The organism is Novosphingobium sp. SG720, assembly GCF_012275365.1.
In the GTDB taxonomy this organism is placed as follows: Bacteria; Pseudomonadota; Alphaproteobacteria; order Sphingomonadales; family Sphingomonadaceae; genus Novosphingobium; species Novosphingobium rhizosphaerae.
In genome coordinates this window covers 281,064-306,204 of sequence record NZ_JAAZQN010000005.1, presented here as the reverse complement: position 1 = coordinate 306,204, position 25,141 = coordinate 281,064, and the positions used below count along the sequence as shown (strand labels likewise).

17 protein-coding genes are annotated in these 25,141 nt (G+C 66.4%); 9 read left to right on the top strand and 8 right to left on the bottom strand.

The genetic code is table 11. From position 1 onward, the window contains the following. The first annotated feature begins 130 nt into the window (after positions 1–130). Positions 131–2,605: a TonB-dependent receptor gene (locus FHW94_RS18060; RefSeq protein WP_168557206.1), complete on the top strand. Its 2,475-nt coding sequence runs from the start codon at positions 131–133 to the stop codon at positions 2,603–2,605. An 81-nt stretch (positions 2,606–2,686) separates the two neighbouring features. Beyond that, positions 2,687–3,613, top strand: coding sequence for a LysR family transcriptional regulator (locus FHW94_RS18055; RefSeq protein WP_168557205.1), 927 nt, complete (start codon positions 2,687–2,689; stop codon positions 3,611–3,613). Positions 3,614–3,622: 9 nt separating this feature from the next. On the opposite strand, the gene FHW94_RS18050 is transcribed toward FHW94_RS18055, so the two are convergent. From FHW94_RS18050 to FHW94_RS18040, 3 genes are read right to left on the bottom strand one after another with little or no spacing between them, the layout of a single operon-like run. Further along, positions 3,623–4,150 carry a RidA family protein gene (locus FHW94_RS18050; protein ID WP_168557204.1) on the bottom strand — a complete coding sequence of 176 codons (528 nt, stop codon included), beginning with the start codon at positions 4,148–4,150 and terminating at the stop codon, positions 3,623–3,625. A gap of 12 nt (positions 4,151–4,162) precedes the next feature. After that, positions 4,163–5,677, bottom strand: a complete 1,515-nt coding sequence (locus FHW94_RS18045) for an FAD-dependent oxidoreductase (RefSeq protein ID WP_168557203.1) — start codon at positions 5,675–5,677, stop codon at positions 4,163–4,165. Positions 5,678–5,699: 22 nt separating this feature from the next. After that, the gene (locus tag FHW94_RS18040) at positions 5,700–8,276 is read right to left on the bottom strand and encodes a TonB-dependent receptor (protein WP_168557202.1); all 2,577 of its coding nucleotides are present in this window, start codon (positions 8,274–8,276) and stop codon (positions 5,700–5,702) included. Between the two features lie 423 nt (positions 8,277–8,699). On the opposite strand from FHW94_RS18040, the gene FHW94_RS18035 reads away from it, so the two are divergent. Beyond that, the gene (locus tag FHW94_RS18035; protein WP_168557201.1) at positions 8,700–9,266 is read left to right on the top strand and encodes a hypothetical protein; all 567 of its coding nucleotides are present in this window, start codon (positions 8,700–8,702) and stop codon (positions 9,264–9,266) included. Positions 9,267–9,319: 53 nt separating this feature from the next. On the opposite strand, the gene FHW94_RS18030 is transcribed toward FHW94_RS18035, so the two are convergent. The 4 genes from FHW94_RS18030 to FHW94_RS18015 all read right to left on the bottom strand — a co-directional run bounded on the left by FHW94_RS18030 (position 9,320) and on the right by FHW94_RS18015 (position 13,421). Next, positions 9,320–10,207: a hypothetical protein gene (locus FHW94_RS18030; RefSeq protein ID WP_168557200.1), complete on the bottom strand. Its 888-nt coding sequence runs from the start codon at positions 10,205–10,207 to the stop codon at positions 9,320–9,322. Continuing rightward, entirely contained in the window at positions 10,204–11,283 is a 1,080-nt protein-coding gene (locus tag FHW94_RS18025) for a 2-oxoglutarate and iron-dependent oxygenase domain-containing protein (protein WP_246866240.1), read from the bottom strand. Before FHW94_RS18025 ends, FHW94_RS18030 begins: the two co-directional genes overlap by 4 nt. A 115-nt stretch (positions 11,284–11,398) precedes the next feature. Continuing rightward, positions 11,399–12,073 (bottom strand): TetR/AcrR family transcriptional regulator, encoded by a 675-nt coding sequence (locus tag FHW94_RS18020; RefSeq protein WP_168557199.1) that lies wholly within the window; start codon positions 12,071–12,073, stop codon positions 11,399–11,401. Positions 12,074–12,200: 127 nt separating this feature from the next. Continuing rightward, positions 12,201–13,421, bottom strand: coding sequence for an MFS transporter (locus FHW94_RS18015; protein ID WP_168557198.1), 1,221 nt, complete (start codon positions 13,419–13,421; stop codon positions 12,201–12,203). A gap of 124 nt (positions 13,422–13,545) precedes the next feature. Here FHW94_RS18015 and FHW94_RS18010 point away from each other — a divergent pair, with 124 nt between their 5' ends. The 6 genes from FHW94_RS18010 (at position 13,546) to FHW94_RS17985 (ending at position 21,296) form a co-directional block, all read left to right on the top strand. Beyond that, on the top strand, positions 13,546–14,646 hold the full coding sequence (locus FHW94_RS18010) for a Gfo/Idh/MocA family oxidoreductase (RefSeq protein WP_168557197.1): 1,101 nt from the start codon (positions 13,546–13,548) through the stop codon (positions 14,644–14,646). A gap of 29 nt (positions 14,647–14,675) precedes the next feature. Next, positions 14,676–15,728, top strand: a complete 1,053-nt coding sequence (locus FHW94_RS18005; RefSeq protein ID WP_168557196.1) for a sugar phosphate isomerase/epimerase — start codon at positions 14,676–14,678, stop codon at positions 15,726–15,728. A gap of 173 nt (positions 15,729–15,901) precedes the next feature. Further along, entirely contained in the window at positions 15,902–17,479 is a 1,578-nt protein-coding gene (locus FHW94_RS18000) for a carboxylesterase family protein (protein ID WP_168557195.1), read from the top strand. A 47-nt stretch (positions 17,480–17,526) separates the two neighbouring features. Further along, positions 17,527–18,171 carry a gluconate 2-dehydrogenase subunit 3 family protein gene (locus FHW94_RS17995; RefSeq protein ID WP_168557194.1) on the top strand — a complete coding sequence of 215 codons (645 nt, stop codon included), beginning with the start codon at positions 17,527–17,529 and terminating at the stop codon, positions 18,169–18,171. A 21-nt stretch (positions 18,172–18,192) separates the two neighbouring features. Continuing rightward, positions 18,193–19,878 (top strand): GMC family oxidoreductase, encoded by a 1,686-nt coding sequence (locus FHW94_RS17990; RefSeq protein WP_168557193.1) that lies wholly within the window; start codon positions 18,193–18,195, stop codon positions 19,876–19,878. A 2-nt stretch (positions 19,879–19,880) separates the two neighbouring features. After that, entirely contained in the window at positions 19,881–21,296 is a 1,416-nt protein-coding gene (locus FHW94_RS17985) for an MFS transporter (RefSeq protein ID WP_349237551.1), read from the top strand. 52 nt (positions 21,297–21,348) lie between these two features. Here the strand turns inward: FHW94_RS17985 and FHW94_RS23380 are convergent, their stop codons facing one another. Next, positions 21,349–25,056: a hypothetical protein gene (locus tag FHW94_RS23380; RefSeq protein WP_246866239.1), complete on the bottom strand. Its 3,708-nt coding sequence runs from the start codon at positions 25,054–25,056 to the stop codon at positions 21,349–21,351. Positions 25,057–25,141 lie beyond the last annotated feature (85 nt).

Here is a 25,141-nt window from a genome sequence, read left to right as displayed (position 1 = left end):
GATTAACACAGTTGTTGCACGCCAGCATGGTGCGAAGCTGGCGGGGCGCGAAAACGGGCGCCGGCCCAGGTGGCCGAGCGGGTGGAGGGCACCCGCACGGGGAGTCAAATCAGAACAAGCGAGGGGTATAATGAAAACCTGCGAATCCCTTTCCACCATGCCGTGCGCCCGCGTGGCCGCCCGGCTCATGGCAACCACGGCCATCCTGTCTTGCGCCGTCGTGGTGGCCGCGCCTGCTTTGGCCGAAGACCAGGCCGCCACGCCCAGCGCCAAGGTCGAGGACATCGTCGTCACCGCCAGCCGATCGGGCGCAGAATCGGTGCAGAAGGTGCCGATCGCCATTTCGGTGGTGAACGTCGACACGATCACCAAGTCGGGCCAGGGCAACCTGTCAGACCTGCAGCGCTTCGTGCCCTCGCTGTCGATCACCGAAAGCGCGCCGGGTTTCAACAAGTTCAACATGCGCGGGCTTTCCACCGGAGGCTACCGCACGTCCGATACCTCGGACCGTTCGCTGGTGGCGGTCTATCTCGATGACACGCCGATTTCGGTGCAGGGCCAGACCCCCGATCTCAAGGTCTATGACCTGGAACGCGTGGAAGTGCTGCGCGGCCCGCAGGGCACGCTCTATGGCGCCGGATCGATGGCCGGCACGGTGCGCTTCGTCACGGCCAAGCCGCGTGCCGATGAAGTGAGCGGGTCGATCGAAGGATCGGCCGCCACCACCGAGCATGGCGCGGCCAGCACCAGCGTCCGCGGCATGGTCAACCTGCCGCTGGTGAAAGACCAGCTGGCGGTGCGGGCCAATGTCTATGTTGGCCGCGATGGCGGGTTCATCGACAATGTCGGCGCCTATGCCGGCAAGAACCTCAACAGCAACACCACCGAGCAGGCCCGCGTCGCCCTGCGCTGGACACCCAGCACCGCGTTCACGTTCGACGCTGCATTCACCTATGAACACAGCAAGGCCAATGGCCTCAACACCGGCATGAGCGGGCTGGCCGACTATACCACGTTCACCAATGGCCCCGAAGGAACGAGCGACAAGTTCCGTCTTTACCAGGCCTCTGCCGATTATGACCTGGGTGGCGTGCACCTGATCGTCAGCGGCGCGCATACCGATCGCGACGTGGGCTACCTGGCCAGCACCGAGCCGACGATCGGCTATTTCTTCCAGGATTACAGCGGGGGCACGCTGCCCGTCAGCAGCAGCACTTATCCGCTCTACAAGGCGCCGACCAGCTTCGATCCGGCGGTCAGCAAGCTGATCCCCTACGAACAGTACATGATCAACCAGAAGATCAAGGACACGATGGTCGAAGCACGCCTGGCTTCCGACAACACCGGCGCCCTGAAATGGACCGCGGGCGTGTTCTATGAAAAGCAGGTCCGCCACCTGGTTCAGGACATTCCCGTCGCCGGGTTCGATACGCTGTCCTACATGAACTATTTCTATGGTCCGTTCCCGCAGACCGCCAATGGCCTCTATGATTCCAAGGCGGTGGACAAGGCGTTCAATTCCAACGACATCTTTTCCGGCCTGCAGGATACCGACGAACACCAGTTCGCCGCCTATGCCGATGCCACCTGGCATGTGACCGACAAGCTCGATCTGTCGGGCGGATTGCGGTACTTCAACTTCAAGGAAAAGTATTACCTGTTCGAAAGCGGCGTCTATGGCGTGATCGACCATGTGCCGCTGGAACAGAACGCCACGCTCAAGTCCAACGGCGTGAACCCGCGCGCCAATGTGTCGTACAAGGCGAGCCAGGATTTCATGGTCTATGCCGAAGTGGCCAAGGGCTTCCGCTATGGCGGCGCGAACCAGCCGGTGCCGATCGGCGACACCGGCATTGCCGGCACCTGCAAGAACAACCTGGCATCCTATGGCTATAGCTCGGCGCCCAATACCTTCGGGCCCGACAAGCTGTGGAACTATACCGTGGGCGAAAAGGCGCGCCTGGCCGATGGCAAGGTGACGTTCAACGCCAGCGCGTTCTGGATCGACTGGAGCGACGTGCAGACTCGCCTGCTGCTCGATTGCTCGTACTTCTTCACCGACAACAAGGGCAAGATCCGCTCCAAGGGCCTGGAACTGGAAACCACGGTCAAGCTGAGCCCCGAAGTGACGTTCTCGGGCTTTGCCTCGTACACGGACTCGCGCGCCAACGGGAACATCCCGACGGTGGGCGCTTTCGACGGCAACCGCACGCCCTATTTCCCGCAATGGACGGCTTCCGCCTCGCTGTTCTACGATCGCATGATCGGCACCGACCAGTCGATCCACTTGCGTGCCAGTTATCAGTTCCAGGGTGACCAGTTCACCACGTTCAATCCCTACAAGACCAAGATCACCAATGGCGAGTTGGTGACCGATGGGTTGAGCGCCACTTATGCGCGCATACCCGAACAGCACAATGTCAGCGCCTCGATCAGCTATGACATCGGCCGGCTCGAACTGGGCCTGTTCGGCAATAACCTGGTCAATGGCGTAAAGTATGTCGATGTCGCCCGGGCCACCTACTACAAGGTCTACCAGCCCGGTGACCGCATTTCCTGGGCACGCCCCCGCACCATCGGGGTGCGGGCGCGCTATACGTTCTGAGCTGGCATCGCGGCGGGGAAGGGGCAGCTCCCTTTCCCCGTTGCATTGCCGCAGGCGAGGCGATGACCTAGGCTGGGGCACATGCCCGATCTGCCCAATCCCAACTTTGCCGCCCAGGTGGATTGGAACCTGCTGCGTCTCTTTGTCGAAATCGCGAAGGCTGGCGGCATCGGCGCGGCCGCGCGGCGGCTTAACAAGCAGCAACCCACGATCAGCGCGGCGCTCAAACGCCTGGAAGACCATGCCGGGACGCGCCTGCTGCATCGCGGCGTGAGCGGCGTGGAGCTGACCGCGGCCGGGCGCGCGCTCTACCTGCTGTGCGAAGACATGGCCGAGGCTGCGCGCGCCGCGCCGCACCGGATCGCCCAGGCGCTGCAACAGGTGAGCGGGCTTGCCCGCATCCAGGTGGTGTCGTCGATCGTATCGGATGAATTCGACGCGGCGATTGCCAGCCTGCACGCGCGCCATCCCGCCATCCGCATCGAGATCCGCGTTTCCCCCTGGCGCGAAGTGCTCGACGTGCTGGAGCGGGGCGAGGCCGAACTGGGCGTGGGCACCGACAGCGGCGTGCGCGCGGGGCTGACCTACGAACCATTGTTCACCGAAACCCAGCAACTCTATTGCGCGCGTAGCAGCCCGCTGTTCGGCACGCGGATCGCCACCATGGCCAGCCTGCGCGACGAGGGCTTCGTGCTGACCGGCCATGACGAGGTGGAGACGATCACCCGCCTGCGCCAGCGCTATCGCCTGGGCACGGTGGTGACGGGCCTGGCCGAAGACCTGCACGAAGCGCAGCGGCTTATCCGCCTGGGCACCGGCATCGGCTTCCTGCCCACGCTTGCCGCCGCGCCCGCGGTGCAGGCGGGCGAGCTGTGGCCGCTGCTGCCCGAAGACATCGCCCCGTCCTATCCGATGTACCTGCTCACCCGCCAGGCGCCCGAGCGCGCCACTCCCGCGCAACTTTTCCTGGACGAGATCACGCGGCACTTGCGCGGCAGGGAGGGATAAGGGGCCGCTTTACCGGACTTTGGCGGCAACCGCCTCCACTTCGACCAGGAAGCCCGGATTGGCCAGCGCCGCCACTTGCACGGTGGTACGCGCCACCTTGTTGGGCTGTTCGGGCGTGCCGAAGAACTGGGCATAGGCCTGCGAGAACCCGGCAAAGTCCAGCTTGCCGCCCTTGGCCGGATCACCCACCAGATAGACGGTAAGCTTGACCACATCGCCCAGCGCGAAACCTTGCGCCTTGAGCGCGGTGTCGATCTTGCGAAACACGCCCAGCGCCTGGGTACGGGTATCGCCATAGGCGGCAATGCTGGCCGGATCGGCCGTGGTGTCGTTGACCGGGGGCACCTGGCCGCTCAGCAGCAGGGTCTGTGCGCCGGCGGGCACGGTCACGCCCACCAGGATCGGGGCTGCCGGATCGGGGGCGGGATGGCGCACGATCGGCGCGGCGGTGGCGGTGGCCGCATGGGCCGGTTGCCACCCCAGCAAGGCCAGCGCGGGCAGGGCGATGGCGCGGCGCAAGGCTGAAATCTTGGGCATCGGGTATTCTCCTCAACGAACGTGGGACAGCGAGGGCACCAGCAGGCTCACGGCGCGGCGGGCGGAAAGAACCGCGCCTTCCTGCCAGTGGCCGCTATAGGCAGACAGGTGGCTGCCGGCGAAAACGAAGGGCCCGTCGCCCTGGTTCAAGCGGTCGAGCGTGGCCGGATCGTTGCCATCCTGGCCCCACTCGATCCACGGGCCCAGGCTGAACGGCTGCTTGCCCCAGTTGATTACCACCGGGTTGGCCAAGGCGGCACCATGGCCGGGGTGCACTTTGTCCACCGCCGCGCGAGCCAGCGCCACCTGCTGGTCCAGCGGCCGCGCGGCAAAGGCCTTCGCCCCGGCGGGCGTTGCGGTATAGGCAGCCAGCAGAACCTGGCGGGGCGCCTGGAAGCGGTCTGACGGGTACCAGATCACCCCGGTTTCCCCGCCCACGAACGAAAGCCCGCCATAGATTTGGTCCGCTTCCCAGAACGGCGCGCTTTCGAACGCCACTTTCACCGAATCCGCCAGCCGCGCGCTGGCAATGGCCGCGGTGGTTGGCGCGGCAAAATCCGACGGGATGCCCGCCAGTATCGGCAGCGGCAGGGTAATCACGGCGCGATCGGCGATCGTTGCCTGCGGCTGCCCCGCGGCATTGCGCCATTCGATCCGCACGCCCTCGCCCTCGCGGCGGATCGCGGTGACGCGCGCACCGGTCACGGCGGGCCGACGCAGCGCTGCGGCCAGCGCCTTGGGAAAGGCATCCATCCCGCCGCGCGGCGCCAGCATGGTGGCCTGCATCAGGATATCGTCATCGAACAGGATGAACGGCAGGGCGGGGTGGGCGAGGATATCGTCCAGGCTGCGCGGCGCCACGGCGCGTTGCAGATCGCGCGGCGTGGCGCCGGGCGGGCTGGCCAGGCCCGCACGCGGGCTGCCGTGAAACTGCCCGTCGGCGCCCAGATCGCCATAAACCGCCAGAAACTTGGCCAGCGCCTGGCGGGTGGACGCATCGAGTTCCACATCGAACGTGCCCTTGCGCAGCGCTTCCTGCAGCAATTGCGAGAGATAGCCGCGCAAGTCATAGCTGGCTTCGCGCAGGCGCAGCGTGCCATGCTCGTCCGACAGGAATGCGCTGCGGCTGGCATTGACCAGCGGTTCCACCGGCACGCCCAGTTCGCGGATAAGGCCCAGCACGCCTTCGTGATGGCTGGGCAGGCGGGCGGCGCCCGCGTTCTGGTAGAGGCCGGGGGAAAAACCCACTGTCTGGGTCACGCCCTCGGTGTCGGTAAAGCGATCGCCGCCGCGCACGGTCCAGACGCGGCCGCCCACGCGTTGGCGCGCTTCCAGCACGGTGACGGTGGCGCCCTGCCGCTCCAGCTCGCGCGCAGCGACAAGGCCGGCGATCCCAGCGCCCAGCACCACCACGCGGGCGGGGCGGGTGCCGCCCGGTGGCAGGGGTTTGGCCAGGCTGCGGGCGGGAAGGCCCAGCGTGACGGTGGCCGCACCCAATGCGGTCAACAAGGATCGCCGATCGATCATGGTGTGCTCCTTCCGGGCCGGATCAGAACGAGAGCGTCACGCGGGCGTAGTAATACCCCCCGTTGATGCCCCAGGGCGCGAGCGAGGACGGCCGGTCGTAGACGTTGCTGCCATCAGCCGGTTGCAGGACCCCGTTGTTGTTGACGTTGGGAACCGTGGTGGCCTTGTGGTTGAGCACGTTGTTGGCGCCCAGATCGAGGCGGAAGGCCGGCGTGACTTTCCAACCCAGGTTCACGTCGGTGATCAGCGTGGTCGGCGTGCCGATCACGGTGTTGCCGGAGCCGGTGCCATCCAGGCTCACGTGCTGGCGCGTGATGCCATAGAGCGTCTCGCGCAGGTTGAACGACAGCGGCCCGTGGGTGACCAGCGCGCTGGCGATCAGCTTGACGCGCGGCGTTGCGGTGGTGAGCGCATCCGTGGCGTTGCGCGTCAGCAGGGTCGTCTGCCCGAATGCGGCATTATAAACCGCCGAAGGCAGGCCGGAGACGCGGGTAACCTTGGTCTGGTTGTAGTTGAAACCCAGGCTCCAGTCGACGCGGTCGCCACTGCCGAAGCGGCTGGTGGCCGTCAGCGTTGCTTCCACCCCACGCGTGCGGGTATCGGCGCCATTGGTGAACAGGTTGAGGCCGAAGAAGCTGTATCCGCTGGCCGCCACCACTGCCGGGTCGGTGCTCGAAATCAGGCCCCGCGCCGCAAGCGTGGACAGCACGGCGGACGAAACCACGCCATTGCTGCCAAAGCCGCTCGAATAGCCCACGATCCCGCCCGAGGCGACGATGCGGTTGGTGATCTTGATCTGGTAGGCATCCACCGTCAGCTGCAGGCCGCCGCCGGGATGGGCGACGAAGCCGGCCGATAAGTTGGTCGATTTTTCCGGCTTGAGCTTGCCAAAGCCCAGCGCGGCCACGGCGGGCGAATTGGGCGCGAGCTGGGCATAGATCGAATTGGGGCTGACGTTGGTGGAGGAATAGTATTCCTCTGCCAGGGTCGGCGCGCGAAAGCCGTTGGAAACCGTGCCGCGCAGGGCAAAGGCCGGACTGAAATCATAGCGTGCGGTGGCCTTGCCCGTCCACACCGATCCGAAATCGGAATAGTGTTCATAACGGCCCGCTAGATCGAGGTGCAGGCCCGATACCGGATCGAGCGCCGCGTCGATATAGCCGGCCCAGGTCTTGCGCCCGTTGACCCCGGCATCGCTGGGCCCAAAGCCGGGATAGGCGGCCGGCCCGCCGTTGTAGTAGGAGCCCAACTCGCCGTTCTGGATGCCATAGTGGCCAACGCGGTATTGCGCGCCCAGCGAAAGCGTCAGCGGCTTGGCCAGGCCGAGCGGAATGTCCCGCGTGGCCCCCAGGTCTGCCACCCACTCGCTGTTGGTCACGGTGCCATCGTAATAGTCGGTCTGCGGGCGCACTGCGGTGGTGCTGGCCTTCTGCACCGGCAGCCAGGTGGCGGCATTGATCGAATCCCGGGTGTAGAGCGCATCGGCCACGCGGCCATACGTGAGCGAGCCATCCCACTGCCAGCCGCCCAGATCGCCCGAAAGGCCGGTGGTGAGCGAGAAGTCTTCCTCGTCCAGCGCGATGCGCGGGGTAAAGCCATTGGGGAAGGGCACCACCGTGTTGCCGTTGGCATCGGTGCCGGTATAGCGGCTGGGCGCGCGATAGTTCTGCCGCGCCGATGCGGTGCGCCGGCCATAGCTGCCAAAGGCATAGGCATGGACGGTGTCGCTCACGTCATAGCCGGCATTGAACGCCAGGTTCCAGATCTGGTAGCGCGCATCGCCCAGGATGCGGTTGACATAGGGATAGTTCGCCGCGCCCTTGATCCCGTTGGCGTTGAGCGCGCTCAGGCTGCTGCGCAGCGTGCCATCGGTGTTGAAGAAGCGGTAATCATAAGTCCCGCGCTGGGTATAATCGTGAAAGCGGTATTCGCCGGTCAGGTTGAGGAAGCCGCGATCGCCCAGCTTGAACCCCTTGTTGAAGCTGCCCTCGAACGTCTTGCCGTCACCTTTGTAATACTGCCCGCCGGTCAGCGAGAGCTGCCCGCCATGATCGTCGTTGCGCAAGATGATATTGACCACGCCGGCGATCGCGTCCGAGCCATATTGCGCCGCCGCGCCATCCTGCAGGACTTCCACGCGGCCGATCGAACCGGTGGGAATGAAGCTCAGGTCCGTGGTGGCCGCGCCCGAATAGGGGCTGCCGCCCAAGACGGCCAGGTTGGCGGTGAAGTGGCGGCGCTTGCCATTGACCAGAACCAGCGTGTCGTTGGGGCTGATGCCGCGCAAGGCCACGTTGAGCGTGAGATTGGCCGCGTCGCCGCCGAACGATTGCGTGCCCAGGCTGGGCAGGCTTTGTCCCAGAACCTGGCGCAGATCGCGCTGCCCGACATTTTCGATGGTGCTGGCGCCCAGGATCTGGATCGGCGCGGCGCTGTCGGCAGCGCGGGTGCCGGTGGTGCGCGTGCCCGTCACGATGATGTCGGTGGCCGTGGCTGGCGCCGTGTCAGGCTCGGCAGCGGGCGCGGGCAGTGTTGCGGCAAAGGCAGCAGCGGGTAGCGCCAGCATCAGGGCCGACGTGGCGAGCAAAGCGGATTTCATGGAATTCCCCCCCATGGCAAGAAATGCCGCGCTGCGGTTCGGGCCTCTGGCCAGGCAGCGCGTGAGGGCTCGCTAGGCAATAAACTCTACCAATTAAATTGAGAATGTCTCGTTCATTGTTTGCCCGCAACGATATGTTGCGCGGCGCAAATAGGTGCAGGCTGCGCGGTGCCGTTGCTGCGGGCCGCGGCATTGCCGATGCTCATAGCTGCCCGCGTCGTTTGCGTGCTGCGCGAGGCTGGCTTGAGAGAGTTCAATCGCGCTATCAGCAACGCTCGTCATTGGGCCTGCCGGGCGGCGCGCGCTGGCCGATCCGGGCATCGCGCAGGCAGTCACGCCTCGTCGCGCGGCGCCACATGCTTCATCGCGCGTTCAGCCAGGCAGCGGAAATTTGGGCGCGGACAAGCACAAGGAGCGACATCCATGACAGGATTCCCCAAGTTTGCGATCGGCGCCGCCGCGCTTACGCTGGCAGGGGCCTGCGCCGCCCAGGCGGCCACGGCCGACGTGCACACCATGCTGGTCAACCTCCCCGATGGCTCGGTGGCGCAAGTGCAATATCAGGGCGCGGTGCCGCCGCGCGTTGCGGTTCAGCCGGTGGCGCTGGCCGATCCATTCGCCCAGATGGATATGATTTCGGCAATGATGGACCAGCAGGCCGCTGCGATGATGCAGCAGGTTGCCTTGATGCAGCGTGCCGCCATGGCCAATGCCGCCGCCGCACCAGCGGGCGCCGCACCCGGCGTGACCGCAGCCGGCATGGGCAATCTGCCCAAGGGCGTTCACATGACCTATGTTTCATCCACCACCGACGCATCGGGCTGCACCCGCACGGTATCCTACAGTTCCGAGGGTGGCGCCGATGCCGCGCCGCGCGTGACGCAGGCCGCGTCCGACGCCTGCAGCGCGGTCAAGCCCAACACCCAGGCTGTGCCGGCCAAGGCAGAGGCACCCGCCGCGCCGGCCGCAACCGTCGGCCAGAAAGTGTAACGGCGCCGGCGGCACGGGGGAGCGCCTTTTGGCGCCCCGTGCCGCCCGTGTGTCTACATCGCGACCCGCGCATGCCGCGCCAGGTGCGCGCGTTCCGCTTCCAGCCAGGTGAGCGCATCGGGCGCGGCGGGCGTGCATGTGGCGAAAGCGAAATCCGGTTCGAACACGTCGACCGTGTAAAACCGCGTCCAGCGCGCGCCATTTATCGCGCATTCCTGGGTGACGGTGCCATCGGGCAGGAGCGTGAACGGGCCTGGCGCGATCGGCTTGCCTCGCCGCGCGGGCTGGGTGCTGCGGGTCACGATCTCACTGCCCAAGGCCACCGACACTTCATAGCTTTCGATCGCCGCAGCGCTGGTGCACCCGTTGGCAAGTGCCTGCTCCAGGCTTTCCGTTTCGGCCAAGGCTGCATCATCGGCCGGCAGGCGTGAGCGCGCGAGGGCGATGTGCGCGCCCGCCATGATCAGCCCGCCATCCATCGCATGCCGGGCGCCCGTGGCCTCGTCGCGCATCGCCGTGAGCCGCAGGCCAAGCAGCGGGCCCTGCGTGCTTTGCTGGCGCCAATCCTCGACATAGGCACCCGAAGGCGCGAATTCGAGCACGCTGTTGCCGATGAACGCCAGGCGGGCCGGCTCGGGCCACTGGTTGCGCGGCTGATAGCTGCGCGCGATAGACCATGACAGTTCAGCGCGGCGCTCGTCCCATAGCGTATCCCCCACCCAGCCTTGCCGATCGGAAACGGCCGTCTGGTCAAGGCCCGGCAAGCGCAAGTCCAGGGTGAAGCTGCGCGATTGGAACCAGTAGACCGGCGTGGTCTCGTCGGTCAGCCCGGTGCAGAACGTGATGCTCTTGCGCCGGAATGCGCCGAGCAGATGGCGGGGAAAGGCCAGGTCCCCCAGCGGACGGGGTGGCAGGACGGCCAGCAACTGGTCCAGCGTCATGGTCGTGCCCCGGCCTCGCGCTGGCCAAAGGAATCAAGCGGCACGGGATCGTTCAGCACCAGTTCGCCGCGCGCGATGCGCGTCTTGAGATAGGCAAAGGTCTGCGCGGTCTGGTTGAACAAGTGTTCGCCGCCCTTGATCGGGCGATAGTGCGACGCCTGCCGTCCCGCCGGCCCCACGACCAGCGGCGCGATGACATGGTCATAGTCGCACGAGAAGAACAGCGGGAAGGAATAGCGCTCCTGCGCCACTTTCTTCACCCGGTGCTTGGTAGCGAGGTAGCGGCCGTTGGACAGGATTTCCATCATGTCGCCCACGTTCATGATCAAGGCGCCGTCCACCAGCGGCACGTCCACCCAGTTGCCCTGCTTGTCCACCACTTGCAGGCCGGGCGCGGTCACGTGCAGCAGGGTAAAGCATTCATAGTCGGTGTGGGCGCCGATGCCGGGGCGATCCTGCGCATCGGCATCGTGGGGGTAGTGGATCAGCCGCAACTGGCTGGGCGGATGGCGCAGGTGGGCGTCGAAATGGCTTTCCGCCAGGCCCAGCGCCAGGGCAAAGGCGCGGAACAATTGGTGACCGATGCCGGTCAGGTGTTGGTACCAGGCCTGCACGTCCTCGCGAAAGCCGGGCATCGGCGGCCACAGGTTGGGCCCCAGCAGCGGGCGACGGCCGTGCGCGTGGGCATAGTCCACGTTGATGTCATAGGCTTCCTTGAGATCGGGCGTGCCGCTGCCGAATTGTTCCTCGCCCACCGGCACATAGCCGCTGTGGTTTTCGGACAGGCCGATGTAGCTGGCCATCTTGGCCGCCTGGTCTTGCGCGAAATAGGCCTTGGCGCGCGCCACCACGCGGTCGCGCAATGCCGTGTCGATCTGGGCCCCGGTGACATAGAGAAACCCGGCGTCGACACAGGCGCGGTCCAGTTCTTCGGCCACGGCCATGCGGTCTTCGCGCCGCGCACTTTGCAGGCGGGTGATATCGACGAGCGGAAGAACATGGGTGGGCGTGACCATGGCGGCATAGTGACAAGCCCGCGCCCGCCGCGCCACCCCGCAAACGGCGATAGCGGTCATCAATGCGGTCTATGCCCCCGGGCCGGATCGGACGCGCCGTCTGGATCGGGTTTCGAGGGCAAGCAGTGCCGGCGCGCAAGCGCTGAATGCGGGCCTTTCGGGGCGGCCTGGTGGTTCAGGGCGCCTGGAAATAGGCGGCGCACATGCGCGCCAGTTCGCCCTTGAGCACATTCCAGTCGTAATTGGTGACCGACTCGCTGCTCGATCCCAGGCTGAGCTGGCGGGCGAGGGTTGCAAAGATGATATGGTGCGCCGACGAGGCGGCGAGTTCGGGATCCGCGCCACCGAATTCGTCGCGATAGGTCATGAACGCAGCCACGGCCTTGTCCACCGCGCGCAACGCTGCCTGCTTGCCCAAGGCTGAAATCTGCGGGTCCTGCTCGGCGCGCATCATGGTCAGGCGCAAGAGCGGGGCGTTGACGCGGAGCACTTCGGAATAGGCCTCGACATAGCGAGGCACGAATTCGGCAAGGTTGGCGCAGGACGCGGCCAGCGCCGCGTGCATCGCGTTCTCCTCGCGCGCCAAGTTCTGCGTGGCCTGAAGCAGCACCGCACGCACCAGGCTGTCCTTGTTTTCAAAGCGCAGGTAGATCGAGCCGATCGACACTTTGCCGCGGCTGCTCACTTCCTGAAGCGTGAAATCTTCGCTGCCGCGTTCCAGCATCAGTTCGCGCGCAGTGGCCAGCATGCGTTCGAGCGAAGCCTTGCTGCGGCCCTGCAAAGGCGCGCGGCTCAGGCCTTCGAGCGTGAATTCCTGGGCGTCCGCCGGGACGGACGTTTCTTGCGACATCAAGGCTACCCTATGCTGGCGCCAGCCGGAACGGCGGGTGCGTGTTGCGGTGCCATATCGTCATTTGTTGCGCCCGCCAACCGGCCAGTCATCATTGCGTCACACGCCCGTTGCCCCAGCCTTGGCGTCATGCCGGGGCAAGCACGGCCTTGTGGCGCAGCGCAATCGCGCCGCCGGCCAAGGCCGCTGCCAGGGCGACGACGCCGGCCGCCAGGAAAGCGCCCTGCATCGAACCCAGGTGCCGCGCCACCAGCCCGACCAGGACCGGCGAGACCGCCTGGCCCAGGAAGAAGCAGCTTGTCCACACCCCCATGCCGCGCCCGCGGTGGCGGAACGAGAACTTGCTTTGCGCCCAGGCGATCAGGGCGGGCACCGCCATGCCGGCACCGGTCTGCTGGATGACCAGCGCCACCTGCATCTGCAGCACGCTGTGCGCCAGGCCAATGCCGGCCAGGCCCAGTCCGAACAGCAGCAGGAACGTGGCGATCTGCGCGGCATTGCTGAAACGCGAAACAATGCGGAAGACCACGGCGCCGGCAAGGATGAAGAAGCTGGGGATGAACGTGGCCTTGCTCACCGCCATGGGATCGGTCACGCCCATTTCGGCCCAGGCGATGCTGCCATTGACGATGAACACATAATAGAGAACCGACGAAAACAGCGTCAGCCCGCCCACCAGGAACGCCATGCCCAGCGGGAAGCGATCAGCCTGCGTCGGCGGGGTCACCGTGCCGGGCGTGGGCAACGCGGCTGGTTCAGGCTGGCGGGGTTCGTAGATGAAGGCATACATCGCCGCAAAGATCGGCAGCGCCACCAGGTAGACCAGGAAGCTGCCGTTCCAGCGCCAGGCCGCCACGGCCGCGACCAGCAGGAAGACGAGCGATTGGAACAGCGGACCCACCATGCCTTGCAGCATCAGCCAGGTGCGGCGTTCGCGGTCTTCCCAATAATCGGCGATCAGCGTGTTGACGATGGTGAGGATGCCGGCCTCGCACACCCCCAGCAAAAGGCGCGAGGCGAAGATGACATCGAGGTTTTCGAGGAAGAATGGCGCCGTGCCCACGATCCCGTAGAAGAATGTGCAGGCCAGCAGCAGTGGGCGGCGGCCGAAACGATCGACGAACAGGCCGGCGAACGGCGCCAGCACGGCGATGGCATAGCCTGGCGCGGTAACCATGGCCGGCACGCGAATCGCGGCATCGGGCACGTCCTTGAAATGGCCGATCATTGCCGCCACCACCGGGAACATGGCGATGATGGCAAAAACCGGCAGGAAGCCGGCCACGATCATCGTCAGACCTTGCGGTTTGAGCGTGAGCGAGGCGTAAAACTTGCGGACGAGCTGCATGCAAAATTCTCCCGTCGGGGCCGTTCGGGCGCGACCATTCCTGCTTGACGGCGCTCGCCCTATCAAACTAGAATCGCTATTACAAACGAAACCGCGTGGGGAGAGTGACTTGCGGCGTCTGAGAATGGCTATGATCGGCGGCGGGCCTGGTGCGTTCATCGGCCCGGTGCATCGCTATGCGGCGGAAATGGATCGGGAAATCGAGCTGGTTGCCGGCGTGTTTTCCAGCGATGCGGCGCGCGGCCAGGCGGCTGCGGCAAGCTATCGCATCGATTCTGCGCGGGCCTATCCCACGCTTGAGGCGATGTTCGCGGCCGAACGTGCGCGGCCCGATGGCATCGATTTCGTTTCGATCGTCTCGCCCAATCACCACCATTTGCCCGCTGCCCGCGCCGCGCTGGCGGCCGGTGTTCCGGTGATGACCGACAAGCCGCTGACCGCGACCCTGGCCGAAGCGCAGGAACTGGCCGGGCTGGTTGCGGCCGCGGGCCTGCCCTTTGGCGTGACCTATACCTATTCGGGCTATCCCCTGGTGCGTGAGGCGCGCGCACGCGTTGCCGCCGGCGCGCTGGGCACGGTGCGCAAGATCGTGGTGGAATATCCCCAAGGCTGGCTGGCTGGAGAAGCGACGGGCAAGCAGGCGCAGTGGCGCGTCGACCCCGCGCGCGCGGGGCTGGGCGGGTGCATCGGCGACATCGGCGTCCACGCATTTCAACTGGCTGAATTCATCAGCGGGCTGAAAGTGACCGAACTGCTGGCCGATCTGGCCGCCGTGGTGCCCGGCCGCACGCTCGACGATGATTGCACGGTGCTGCTGCGTTTCGACAACGGCGCGCGCGGCGTGCTGCTGGCCAGCCAGATCGAAGTGGGCGAACGCAATGGTCTGCGCATTCGGCTCTATGGCGACAAGGGTGGCCTGACCTGGCGCCAGGAAACGCCCAATGTCTTGGAATACAACACCATTGACGGGCGCAGCGAAGTGATCCACGCCGGAAGCGGTCAGCTCGGCCCGGATGCCGTGGCGCGCACGCGCACACCGGCCGGCCACCCCGAAGGATACCTGGAAGCCTTTGCCAACCTCTACCGCGATTTTGCCGCCTTGTTGCGCGGCGAGGCAGCGCCGCTGCTGCCGGGCGTGACAGAGGGCTTGCGCGGCATGGCGTTCATCGCCACCGCCGTGGCGGCCAGCCGCGAAGGCGCCGGATGGGTGCCCCTGAGGGCTTGAAATCGACCGTTTGAAGGAGCCGAACAGCCATGAAGACCATTCAGGGGCCGGGCATTTTCCTGGCCCAGTTCGCCGGCGATGCCGCCCCGTTCAACAGCCTGGATGCCATCGGCAGTTATATGGCCGGCCTGGGCTACAAGGGCGTGCAGATTCCCAGCTGGGACAAGCGCCTGTTCGATCTTGACCTGGCAGCGGAAAGCCAGACCTATTGCGATGAGGTGAAGGGCCTGCTCGCCGACAAGGGCCTGGCGATCACCGAACTTTCCACCCACCTGCAAGGGCAGTTGGTGGCGGTGCATCCGGCATTCGACGCGCAGTTCGATGCCTTTGCCCCGGCGCAGGTTCACGGCAACCCGGCCGCGCGCCAGGCCTGGGCGGTGGAGCAGGTGAAGAAGGCGGCGGTTGCCAGCCGGCGCTTGGGCCTGAGCGCCCATGCCACGTTTTCCGGCGCGCTGGCCTGGCCCTATTTCTATCCATGGCCGGCGCGGCCCGCGGGCCTGGTGGAAGACGCGTTTGACGAACTGGCGCGGCGGTGGAAGCCGATCCTGGACGTGTTCGACGAAAACGGCGTGGACGCGGCCTATGAAATCCACCCCGGCGAAGACCTGCACGACGGCGCGACCTTCGAGATGTTCCTGGAACGCGTGGGCAACCATCCGCGCGCCAACATTCTCTACGATCCCAGCCACTTCGTTCTGCAATGCCTGGATTACCTGGCCTATATCGACATCTATCATGAGCGGATCAAATGCTTCCACGTGAAGGATGCCGAGTTTCGCCCCAACGGGCGCAGTGGCGTTTATGGCGGGTACCAGAGCTGGGTTGATCGGCCCGGCCGGTTTCGCAGCCTGGGCGATGGGCAGGTGGATTTCCCGGCGATCTTTTCCAAGATGGCGCAATACGACTTCCCCGGCTGGGCCGTGCTGGAATGGGAATGCGCGCTCAAGCATCCCGAGCAGGGTGCGGCCGAGGGCGCCCCGTTCATTGCCCGCCACATCATTCGCGTCACCGAGCACGCGTTTGACGACTTTGCCGCCGGTGGCGCCGATCGCGCGCTCAACCGCAAGCTGATGGGCATCTGACCTTCATTCCGGCTTGCCGTGGCGCTGCCTGCCAGCCGCGCCACGGCAAGCCGGTTCCGTAGATTGCCGGGCGATTGCGCCGCATTTGCGGCCAATGGCGTTTTGCCGGCTTGACCTATTTTAGAACCATTATATTGATTACGATAAATCAAACCGACGCGGGAGAATGCCTCATGGCCATCAAGCAACCGGCCGCCGTGCTGCTTGCAGCGCTTGCGCTTGGCATTCCCGGTGTTGCAGCGGCCAGCCCCGCGCCACTCGTGCGCACGGCACAGGGCCTGGCGGCGGGCACGGCGAGCCGTGGCGTGGAAGCATGGTTGGGGCTGCCTTATGCGCAAGGCCCGGTTGGCGCGCTGCGCTGGCAAGCGCCGCGCCCGGCACCGGCCTGGCAGGGCGTGCGCGATGCCAGCCGCTTTGGCCCCTCGTGCTATCAGGCGCAGGCCGGCGCCTGGGGCCCTTATACCGCCGAATTCCTGGCGCCGCCGCCTTATTCCGAAGATTGCCTGACTGCCAACGTGTGGAAACCGGCGGGCCCGGCGCATGGCTTGCCGGTGCTGGTATTCATCCATGGTGGCGGGTTCAGCGGGGGTGGCGCCACCGTGCCGGTCTATGACGGGGCAGCCTTGGCGGCGCGGCGGGCCGTGGTGGTCACCATCCAGTATCGCGTGGGCGTGTTCGGGTTCCTCGCCCATCCGGCGCTGCGCGGGCCAGGGCAATCGGGTGCCTCGGGCAATTACGGCCTGGAAGACCAGATTGCCGCGCTGCGCTGGATCAAGGCCAACATTGCCCGCTTTGGCGGCGATCCGGCCAACGTGACGATCGCGGGTGAATCCGCCGGCGCCGAATCGGTCGTGGCGCTGATCGTGTCGCCCCGCGCCAAGGGCCTGTTCGCCAAGGCCATGGCGCTGAGCGGCGCGAGCATGGCGGTGGACGTGCCCAGCCTGGCGCAGGGCGATGCCGAAGGTCAGGCGCTTGGCGCGCGGCTGCATGCCGCAGACGCGGCAGCGCTGCGCGCGGTTGCGGCGGCAGACCTGGTGGAGGCGACCAAGGTGGTTCCCGGTGGCAGCGGCCCGCCACGCCTGGTCTACGTGCCCCACGTTGATGGTGCGTTCCTGCCGCATGATCCGGTCCGCGCGGCGTTGCCGGTGGCCAGCCCGGTCCCGTTGCTGACAGGCTTCAACGGCGCCGAGATGATCGACCTGTCGATCCGCTCGCCCGCCGCGTTCGAAGCGGCGGTGCGAGGGCGCTATGGCGATTTTGCCGATCGGCTGCTTGCGCTCTATCCCCATGCCGATGCGGCGCAGGCCCAGCAATCCAACCTGCTGATCGCGCGCGACCGTTATATGACCGGGCTGCTGCTCTGGGCCAGGGCCCGCGCGCAGGCGGGCCAGCGGGTCTACGCCTATCTTTACGACCATGCCTATCCGCCCGCACCGGGCGGGGCATCGTTCGGTGCGTTCCATTCCTCGCAACTGCCTTATCTGTTTGGCACGTTGGGGCAGGGCGGGCGCCAGTTCACCGCGCGCGATGCGGCGGTCAGCCGGCAATGGCAGGATCACGTGCTGGCGTTTCTGCGCAGCGGCAACCCGGCCGGCCGCGGTGCGCCCTGGCCGACGATGGCGGCAGACGGTTCTGGGGCGGTGATGTGGCTGGGCGACAAGCCGGGCCTGGCACCGGCGGTATCCACCCCGGCACGGCAGGCGGCCTTTGCCGCCTATGCCGCGGCCGGTGGCAATCTGGGGCTGATGTAATGGCATTCCGCGACGAAGCTGGTCGGCACGAGGCAAAGCGAGGTAACATGGCAGACAAGACCGCCGGTGCATGGCAGCGCCGCGAATTCATGGCCGGGTTGGCGCTGTTCGGCGCGGCCCTTGGCGCCTCGCTCGGCCCGGCCGACGAAGCGCTGGCCGCCGCGCGGCGCAAGGCGGCGCGGCTGGCCCCGCACCAGGCGTTGATGCGTGATGTTGCCCAACTGGTCATCCCGCGCACGGGCACGGCCGGGGCCGGTGAAGTGGGGGCGGGCACGTTTGTGCTGCTCGCGCTCGACCACGGGCTGGACGGCACGCGCAAGCCGCTGGCCGATGCGCTGCGCGCCGATCCGGCGGTGGCGGCCTTTGCCCGTCCCGATGGCAGCCTCGATCACGCGAGCTGGCTGGCAGCCGAACTTGCCAAGCGCGCCGGGCGTCCGTTTGCCGTGGCAACGCCCGCGCAACGCCAGTCCGCGCTGGCCGCACTCGATCACGATGCCTTTGCCAAGGTGCCTGCTGCGCAGCCCTGGCACCCGATCAAGAACCTGATCCTGACCGGTTACTACACCAGCGAGATCGGCGGTTCCAAGGAACTCAACTACGAACTCGTGCCCGGCCGGTGGGACCCCGACCTGCCGGTCACCCCCACCACGCGCAGCTATTCCAGCGACTGGACGGCCATCGATTTCGGCTGATTTGCGGACAGGATGTTTCCCATGGATTTCGATGCGATTGTGGTTGGCTCGGGCATCAGCGGTGGCTGGGCGGCCAAGGAATTGACCAAGGCTGGGCTCAAAGTGCTGATGATCGAGCGGGGCCGCGAGATCCGCCATCAGCAGGACTATGATACGGAAATGAAAGCGCCCTGGGAAATGCCGTTCCGGGGCGAAGGCGATGCCGCGCTCTATGAACGGGAATATCCCGTGCAGATGCTCAATCGCCATTTCAACGAATTCACCCAGGGCCACTTCGTCAACGACGCGCAGAACCCCTATCAGACCACGCCCGAAACGCAGTTTACCTGGTTCCGCAGCTATCAGCTGGGCGGCCGCTCGCTCACCTGGGGCCGGCAGTGCTATCGCTGGTCGGACTATGACTTTGCCGCCAATGCGCGCGATGGCCACGGCACCGACTGGCCGATCCGCTATGCCGACTTGGCCCCATGGTACGACAAGGTGGAAAGCTTCGTCGGCGTCTCGGGTGCCAAGGAAGGCCTTAAGCAATTGCCCGACGGGCAATTCCAGCCGCCCATGGCGCTCAACGTGGTGGAGCAGCACACGCGCGAAGCGATTGCGGCGCGCTGGCCCGATCGCTGCCTTACCGTGGGACGCACCGCGAACCTGACCCAGGCCAAGGAAGAAGAAGGCCGGGCGCCGTGCCAGTATCGTTCGATCTGCGCGCGCGGGTGTTCTTATGGCGCCTATTTCTCCACGCAGTCGAGCACTTTGCCGGCCGCCATGGCCACCGGCAACCTGACCGTGATTACCGATGCCGTGGTCGAAGCGGTGGACTATGACCCGGCCACGCGCCGGGCTACCGGGGTGCGCTACATCGACACCAAGACCCGCACCCGCAAGAGCGCCACGGCGCGGCTGGTCTTCCTGAACGCCGGGGCGTTCAATTCGGTGCACGTGCTGCTCAATTCCACCACCGAGGCGATGCCACAGGGCCTGGCCAATTCCAGCGGCGTGCTGGGCACGCACATCATGGACCATGCCAACACGCTTTCGGCAGCGGCGATCATGCCCGGCTTCGACGCGCATACCTCGTTCGGCAACCGGCCGACCGGCATTGTCATTCCGCGGTATCGCAACATGGAAACGCTCGACGGCGTCGGCCACACGCGCGGCTTTTCGTTCCAGGGCGGCGCGTTGCAAAGCACCTGGACGCAGGGCAAGCGGATGGAAGGGATCGGTGCGGACTACAAGAACACGCTGCACCGTCCCGGCCCGTGGCGCATGGTGCTGGTGGCCTTTGCCGATTGCGTGCCGCGCGCCAGCAATCGCCTGACGCTCGATCGCAGCAAGACCGATGCCAACGGCCTGCCGCAGCTCAAGATCGAGTTCGCCTTTGGCGCGGAGGAACACGCCGCACTTGCCCAGGCCAAGGCCGAGGCGGCCGAAATGCTCACCGCCGCGGGCGGGCAGGTCATCATGGGCTTTGACCGGCCGGGTGCGGGCGGCACCGCGATCCACGAGATGGGCGGCGCGCGCATGGGCAACGATCCGGCCACCAGCGTGCTCAACAAGTGGAGCCAGGCGCACGATGTGGCCAACCTGTTCGTCACCGATGGCGCGCAGATGAGTTCGTCGGCGTGCCAGAACCCGTCGCTCACCTACATGGCCTTGACTGCACGCGCTGCCGATGCGGCCGTGGGCATGCTGCGCGAAGGCAAGATCTGAGCGTGCCAAAGTCCACCGGTCGAGACCCGCAAAGCCTGACGCATCGCCAGAAAACCTTCGCGTTGATCACCCTGATCACGGCGCTGGTGCTCGAAATCGTCGACATGACGATCGTGAACACCGCGCTGCCGGCGATCAAGGCCAGCCTGGGCGCCGATGCCCAGGCATCGCAATGGATTGTGGCGGGCTATTCCCTGGCCTTTGCCGTGCTGCTCATGGCCGGTGGCCGCCTGGGCGATACTTTCGGCTATCGCCGCATGTTCCTGATCGGGGTGACGGGTTTCACCCTTGCTTCGGCGGCCTGCGGGCTGGCCACGACCGGCACGGCGCTGGTGGCGGCGCGGCTGCTGCAGGGCGCGACGGGGGCGGTGATGGCGCCCCAGGCGATGGCCATGGTCCAGGTCATGTTCTCCCCGCTCGAACGCGTTTCACGCATGGCGTTGTTCGGCGTGATCGGCGGCCTGGCAGCGATCGCCGGCCCGGTGCTGGGCGGCATCCTGATCGAGGCCAACCTGTTCGAACTTGGCTGGCGCGCGGTGTTCCTGATCAACCTGCCGGTGGGGATCGGCGCGGTGATCGCCGGCCTGGTGCTTTTGCCCGAGGCACGGTCAAGCCGGCCGGCCGGCTATGACCTGCTCGGCATGGCATGGTTCGGCCTGGCCATGGCGGCGCTGTTGCAACCGCTGATCGGCGCGGCCGAAAGCGGCCATAGCGGGGTGAACCTGTGGCCGCTGCTCGCCGTGATACCTTTGGGGATCATGGCCTGGCGCCACGCCGGGCGGCGCGTGCGCGAGGGGCGCCCGGCGCTGTTCGATCCGGCCTTGTTCAACATTGCCAGTTTCCGGCTGGGGCTGGCGCTGGCAATCGTGTTCGGCGGGGTGGGATCGGGCTTCCTGCTGGTCTTTGCCTTTGCCTGCCAGGCAGAGCGCGGCCAGACGCCGCTGTTCACCGGCTTGCTGCACATGCCCTATGGCCTGGGCGCGATGTTCGGCATCGGGGTGATGAGCCGCAACCTTCTGCCAAGGCTGGGCCGCTGGGTGCTGGTGCTGGGCGCGGCGACGATGCTGCCCGCCACCGCGCTGGTGCTGTGGGGCATTACCGTTGCGCACCTGCCATGGCTGCTGGTGGTGCTGGCGCTGATGATGGCGGGCGCGGGCATGGGCATGACATCGGGCTGCGTTGGGCCCGTGGTGGTTTCACGCGTGGATCGCGACCACGCCGGGGCGGCCAGTGCCCTGCTCAAGACCAGCCAGCAATTCGGTGCGGCGCTGGGCGTGGCGCTGGTGGGCAGCCTCTATTTCGCCAGCGGCGCACGCCATTATCCGTTTCCGGCCATGGCCGCGCTGGCGGCGATCGTCGTGCTGCTGGGCCTGTGCATGGCGATTGCCTGGCGCCTGCCGCACAAGCTGTTTGATTGAAGCAGCGGGCGGGGGCGCCGCTGCGCCACCCGCCCGCTGGTGAGAACCGGGCCTAGCCCTGGGGTTCGAGCGTGGCGAGCGCCACGTCGTTGCTGTGCATCGGCACTTCGCGCACGAAGGCGCCATCGCTGCCAACGGTAACCGTCTCGCTCGCTTCCGGCTTGTCTTGTGCCTGGGCCTGAAGGCTGGCCAACTGCGCCGGGGTGAGCTGTTCCGGGGCGCCCATGTCGATATAGGCGGAATAGGCATCGTTGGCGCGATAGCCGGTGCGATGCAGGGTATAGCGATAGCGACCCGGCTTGAGGTGGTTGAACGCCAGGCGCACCGGCGCGACCGGCGCATTGGGCACCAGCTTGCCAAAGAAGCTGCGGTTGCTGGTGGGCTGGTCGGGCTGCCGGAAATCCCACACCAGCGCGGTGATCTTGCGGCCATCGCTGGCGATCCAGCTTTGCCCGTCGGCCGAGGGCACGCGGTGGCCCTGCAGGGCATGGAGATACTTGTAGGCGAACCACGCGGGCTTGCGGATGCCGTCCTTGGTCATCAGGCCAAAACCGCCGTGAAACTCGGTCGTCGGCGGGCCGGGTTCCTCGAACAGATCGGAATAGACCCAGTAGCTCATCCCTTGCGCCGCGCCTTCCACGGCTTTCAGCTTGGACAGAATATAGGGCGCGCTGACATAGGAATCGTGCACCAGGTCACGCGGGGTATAGCTGGTGCTCCATTCGGTGAAATAGAGCGGCAGGCCAGGGAAGGGCGAAGCCTCGATCTGCTGGCGCACGCGCAGCACGTCACCCGTGATCGCCTGCGCCGAAGGATCGAGCTTGGTATCGTCCTTGCCCATTTCGTCGAGGAAACCGCCGTTCACGCCATAAGTATGCGTGGTGACGAAATCGATCGTGCCGCCCTTGGCCTTCACATAGGCGAGCAGTTCGGGCACCCACGCCGCGCCTGCCGTCGAAGGACCGCCCACGCGCAGTTGCGGGTCGATCGCCTTGATGGTTTGCGCCGTCTGCAGGTAGAGGTCGAAATAGGCCGGTTGATCGGCTTTTTCCCAGAAGCCGGCCAGGTTGGGCTCGTTCCACACTTCGAAAAACCACTGCCGCACTTCCTCCCGGCCATAGCGCGCAATCGCATGGCGCACGAAGGCGTCGACCAGATCGCGCCACGGCCCCGGCTGGGGGTGCGAGGTGTTGCCCTTCCAATAGAAGATCGTCTGGTCCGAGGTCTTGATCGCATCGGGGGTGAAGCCGAGTTCGACGAAGGGGCGCAAGTTGCGCGCCTTGAGATCGTCGTAGAGCGCGTCGATCGCGGTCCAGTCATAGACGATCTTGCCGTTCACGCGCTTTACCGTGCCCAGCGCATCGTGGAAAATGTCGTGAAAGCGGATGGTGCGGAAGCCCAGTTCCTCGCTCGCGATCTTGAGCTGCGCCATGTTTTCCGGGCGGCGCAGCGTGCCGGGATAGTCCGACCCGATCGAGAGATCGAAGAAGCGGTCGATCGGCCCGCCATCGCGCGCTGCGTCGATGGCGATCTGGCGCACGGCCGGCGGCCCGTCGGGAAGCGCGTTGGCCTGCGGCGCGCCCGGCGCGGGCAGCGCTTTGTTGGCCGGCATGCCGACGACCAGGCCGCGCCCGTGCGGCGCGAGGTAAATCGTGCCGGGATCGAGCATGTCGCCAGCGATCGCGCGCAGCGTGCCGAACTGCTGGTCCGCGCTGTTGATCCGCACCCAGTTGGCGCCGGCATCGTCGGACCGCCACAGCCCTTCCTGGCCCATGACCTTGCCCCACAGGAACACCGCCGGATAGCCATCCTTGACCGTGGGCGCGCCAAAGCTGACCAGCCAGGCCTCGGTCACCTTGCGGTTCTGGGTGACCTTGGTCTTGCTGTCGGGCGAATGGAACAGGCCCATCGGTAGCGCCAGCCACAGATCGCGCACGCGGCCTGGCACCACCGCCAGGCGGCCCTGCTGCCAGGATTCAAGCTTGGGCAGCCCTTCGATCAGCGGCTTGAACGTGGCGCCGCCATCGCCGCTGGCCAGCACGGCGGAGGCCGCACGATCATAGACATAATAGATGCCGTCGGCGGCCTTGTCCGCCACGGGCAGGTAGGAATCATCGGCGCGCGCGGTGATCCCGGACGAAGGCTTCCAGGTGCGGCCCGTGTCGGTCGAGAAATAGAGGCCATCCTTTTGCGGCGCCCAGACGAGCGACGTAGCCTTGGCCGAAATGGCCGCCACGCCCAGCCCGCGCCATGGCTCGCCCGGTGCCGGCGGTTGCCAGGCAGAAGCGCCGAACGGGGTCCAGCTGGCGCCGCCGTCGGCCGAGACATAGCCGTGGGTGGGCGCGCGATCGACCAGGCGGACCAGGCTGCCGGGCTTGAGGCCGGCATAATCGATGCTGAAGTTGGTTTCGCTGGCGGGCGTGAACAGGCCCTTGCGCGGCGGCGTGCGCGCCAGGTCTTCCCAGGCACCGCCGCCGACATCGCCGAACGCGGCGAGGATTGCCGCCCCGCCGGTGGGCGAGACCATTTGCAGCGTGGCGGCCTCTTCCAGGTTGGCGACGGTGAAATCGAATTGCACCGGCTCCTGGCCCTTGGCGCTGGCAAGGTTGCGGCTCATCCACAGGCCATAGCCGGTGCCGTAGACCAGTTCGTCGGGCTTGAACGGATTGAACTTGAGATCGGCCATCCAATGGCCCATCCGATCCTCGCCCTTCATGTAGTCGACCAGCCAGGGATAGCCCTTGGGATCGTGGCGTGCGTGCGCGGACAAGGCGGTCCAATGCGCGCCGCCGTCACGCGAAAGGTAGATATCGTCGCCAGGTGCCCAGCGATCGATGGTCGATACCGCCAGGGTGCCATCGCTCGACAGGTCGATGCCCGAAAAGCCGCCGGGCAGGCCCGGAGCGGGCGGGGTGGGGGTGATATCGTGCCACGCGCCGTCCTTGCCGTCGCGCTTCCACACCGCGCCGGTCTTGACGTTGGCGGGGTTGAGCGTGCTGGCCTGGTCGCCGCCGGCGAACGTCACGTAGAGGCTGCCGTCGGGGCCGAAGACCAGGTGCTGGGGCACCAGCGCGGGCAAACCGGGCACGGGGGCAAAGCTGGCGCCGCCGTCGCGGCTCACCACCAGCGCGCCGGTGCCGTCGGTCGATCCGGCCCAGACCTGGTTGGCCACGGCGGGATCGACCGCGACCAGGCTGAATCCGGCGACACTGGCGCCGGTGCGGGCAAAGCTGCGGCCGCGATCGGTGCTTTTCCACAAACCGTCGCGGTTCGACCCGAAATAGAGCACGTCGCCCTGGCGCGGATCGACGGCCAGCCGCTCGCCCGAGCCGCGGCCATCGCTGTTGCCGCCCACGCCGATCGGCAGTTCGGTTTTCTGCCAGGTGCGGCCGCGATCGTCGGAACGCAGGATCGCGCCCTTGCGGCTCCATTGCGAAAGATAAAGCCCCGTTGCGGCATAGATCCGATCGGGCGCCTGGGGATCGACGGCAAAGCTGAGCACACCCATCAGATCGCCATCGTCATGGCCCAGGTGATCGAGCAGGGGCAGCCACCGCTTTTTTTCGAAATCAAAGCGATACATGCCGCCGATATCGGTGCGGGCATAGAGGATGCTGGGCTGGCGGGGATGATAGAGGAACCCGTCGATGAACCCGCCCGCGCCGAACGGCACGGTCTGCCAGTGATAGGGCCCACTCGCCAGCGGAACGGGCGCTGCGGTGGCGGCGGCGGGTGCCGGTCCCTGGGCATGAGTCGGCATGGATAGGGCAAGGCTTGCGGTGATAGCGCCCAAGGCGGCCATGGTCCTTCGCGCGGGGCACGTTGCGGGCATGTCTCTCTCCTTC

What these genes read in the sequence shown, in the direction of transcription:
- FHW94_RS18015 (WP_168557198.1), bottom strand. Translation starts at nt 13,421, where the DNA reads ATGCAGCTCGTCCGCAAGTTTTACGCCTCGCTCACGCTCAAACCGCAA.
- FHW94_RS18050 (WP_168557204.1), bottom strand. Translation starts at nt 4,150, where the DNA reads ATGCCCAAGATTTCAGCCTTGCGCCGCGCCATCGCCCTGCCCGCGCTG.
- FHW94_RS18055 (WP_168557205.1), top strand. Translation starts at nt 2,687, where the DNA reads ATGCCCGATCTGCCCAATCCCAACTTTGCCGCCCAGGTGGATTGGAAC.
- FHW94_RS18030 (WP_168557200.1), bottom strand. Translation starts at nt 10,207, where the DNA reads ATGACGCTGGACCAGTTGCTGGCCGTCCTGCCACCCCGTCCGCTGGGG.
- FHW94_RS18060 (WP_168557206.1), top strand. Translation starts at nt 131, where the DNA reads ATGAAAACCTGCGAATCCCTTTCCACCATGCCGTGCGCCCGCGTGGCC.
- FHW94_RS18045 (WP_168557203.1), bottom strand. Translation starts at nt 5,677, where the DNA reads ATGATCGATCGGCGATCCTTGTTGACCGCATTGGGTGCGGCCACCGTC.
- FHW94_RS18035 (WP_168557201.1), top strand. Translation starts at nt 8,700, where the DNA reads ATGACAGGATTCCCCAAGTTTGCGATCGGCGCCGCCGCGCTTACGCTG.
- FHW94_RS18040 (WP_168557202.1), bottom strand. Translation starts at nt 8,276, where the DNA reads ATGAAATCCGCTTTGCTCGCCACGTCGGCCCTGATGCTGGCGCTACCC.
- FHW94_RS18005 (WP_168557196.1), top strand. Translation starts at nt 14,676, where the DNA reads ATGAAGACCATTCAGGGGCCGGGCATTTTCCTGGCCCAGTTCGCCGGC.
- FHW94_RS18000 (WP_168557195.1), top strand. Translation starts at nt 15,902, where the DNA reads ATGGCCATCAAGCAACCGGCCGCCGTGCTGCTTGCAGCGCTTGCGCTT.
- FHW94_RS17990 (WP_168557193.1), top strand. Translation starts at nt 18,193, where the DNA reads ATGGATTTCGATGCGATTGTGGTTGGCTCGGGCATCAGCGGTGGCTGG.
- FHW94_RS23380 (WP_246866239.1), bottom strand. Translation starts at nt 25,056, where the DNA reads ATGCCGACTCATGCCCAGGGACCGGCACCCGCCGCCGCCACCGCAGCG.
- FHW94_RS17995 (WP_168557194.1), top strand. Translation starts at nt 17,527, where the DNA reads ATGGCAGACAAGACCGCCGGTGCATGGCAGCGCCGCGAATTCATGGCC.
- FHW94_RS18025 (WP_246866240.1), bottom strand. Translation starts at nt 11,283, where the DNA reads ATGACCGCTATCGCCGTTTGCGGGGTGGCGCGGCGGGCGCGGGCTTGT.
- FHW94_RS18020 (WP_168557199.1), bottom strand. Translation starts at nt 12,073, where the DNA reads ATGTCGCAAGAAACGTCCGTCCCGGCGGACGCCCAGGAATTCACGCTC.
- FHW94_RS18010 (WP_168557197.1), top strand. Translation starts at nt 13,546, where the DNA reads ATGGCTATGATCGGCGGCGGGCCTGGTGCGTTCATCGGCCCGGTGCAT.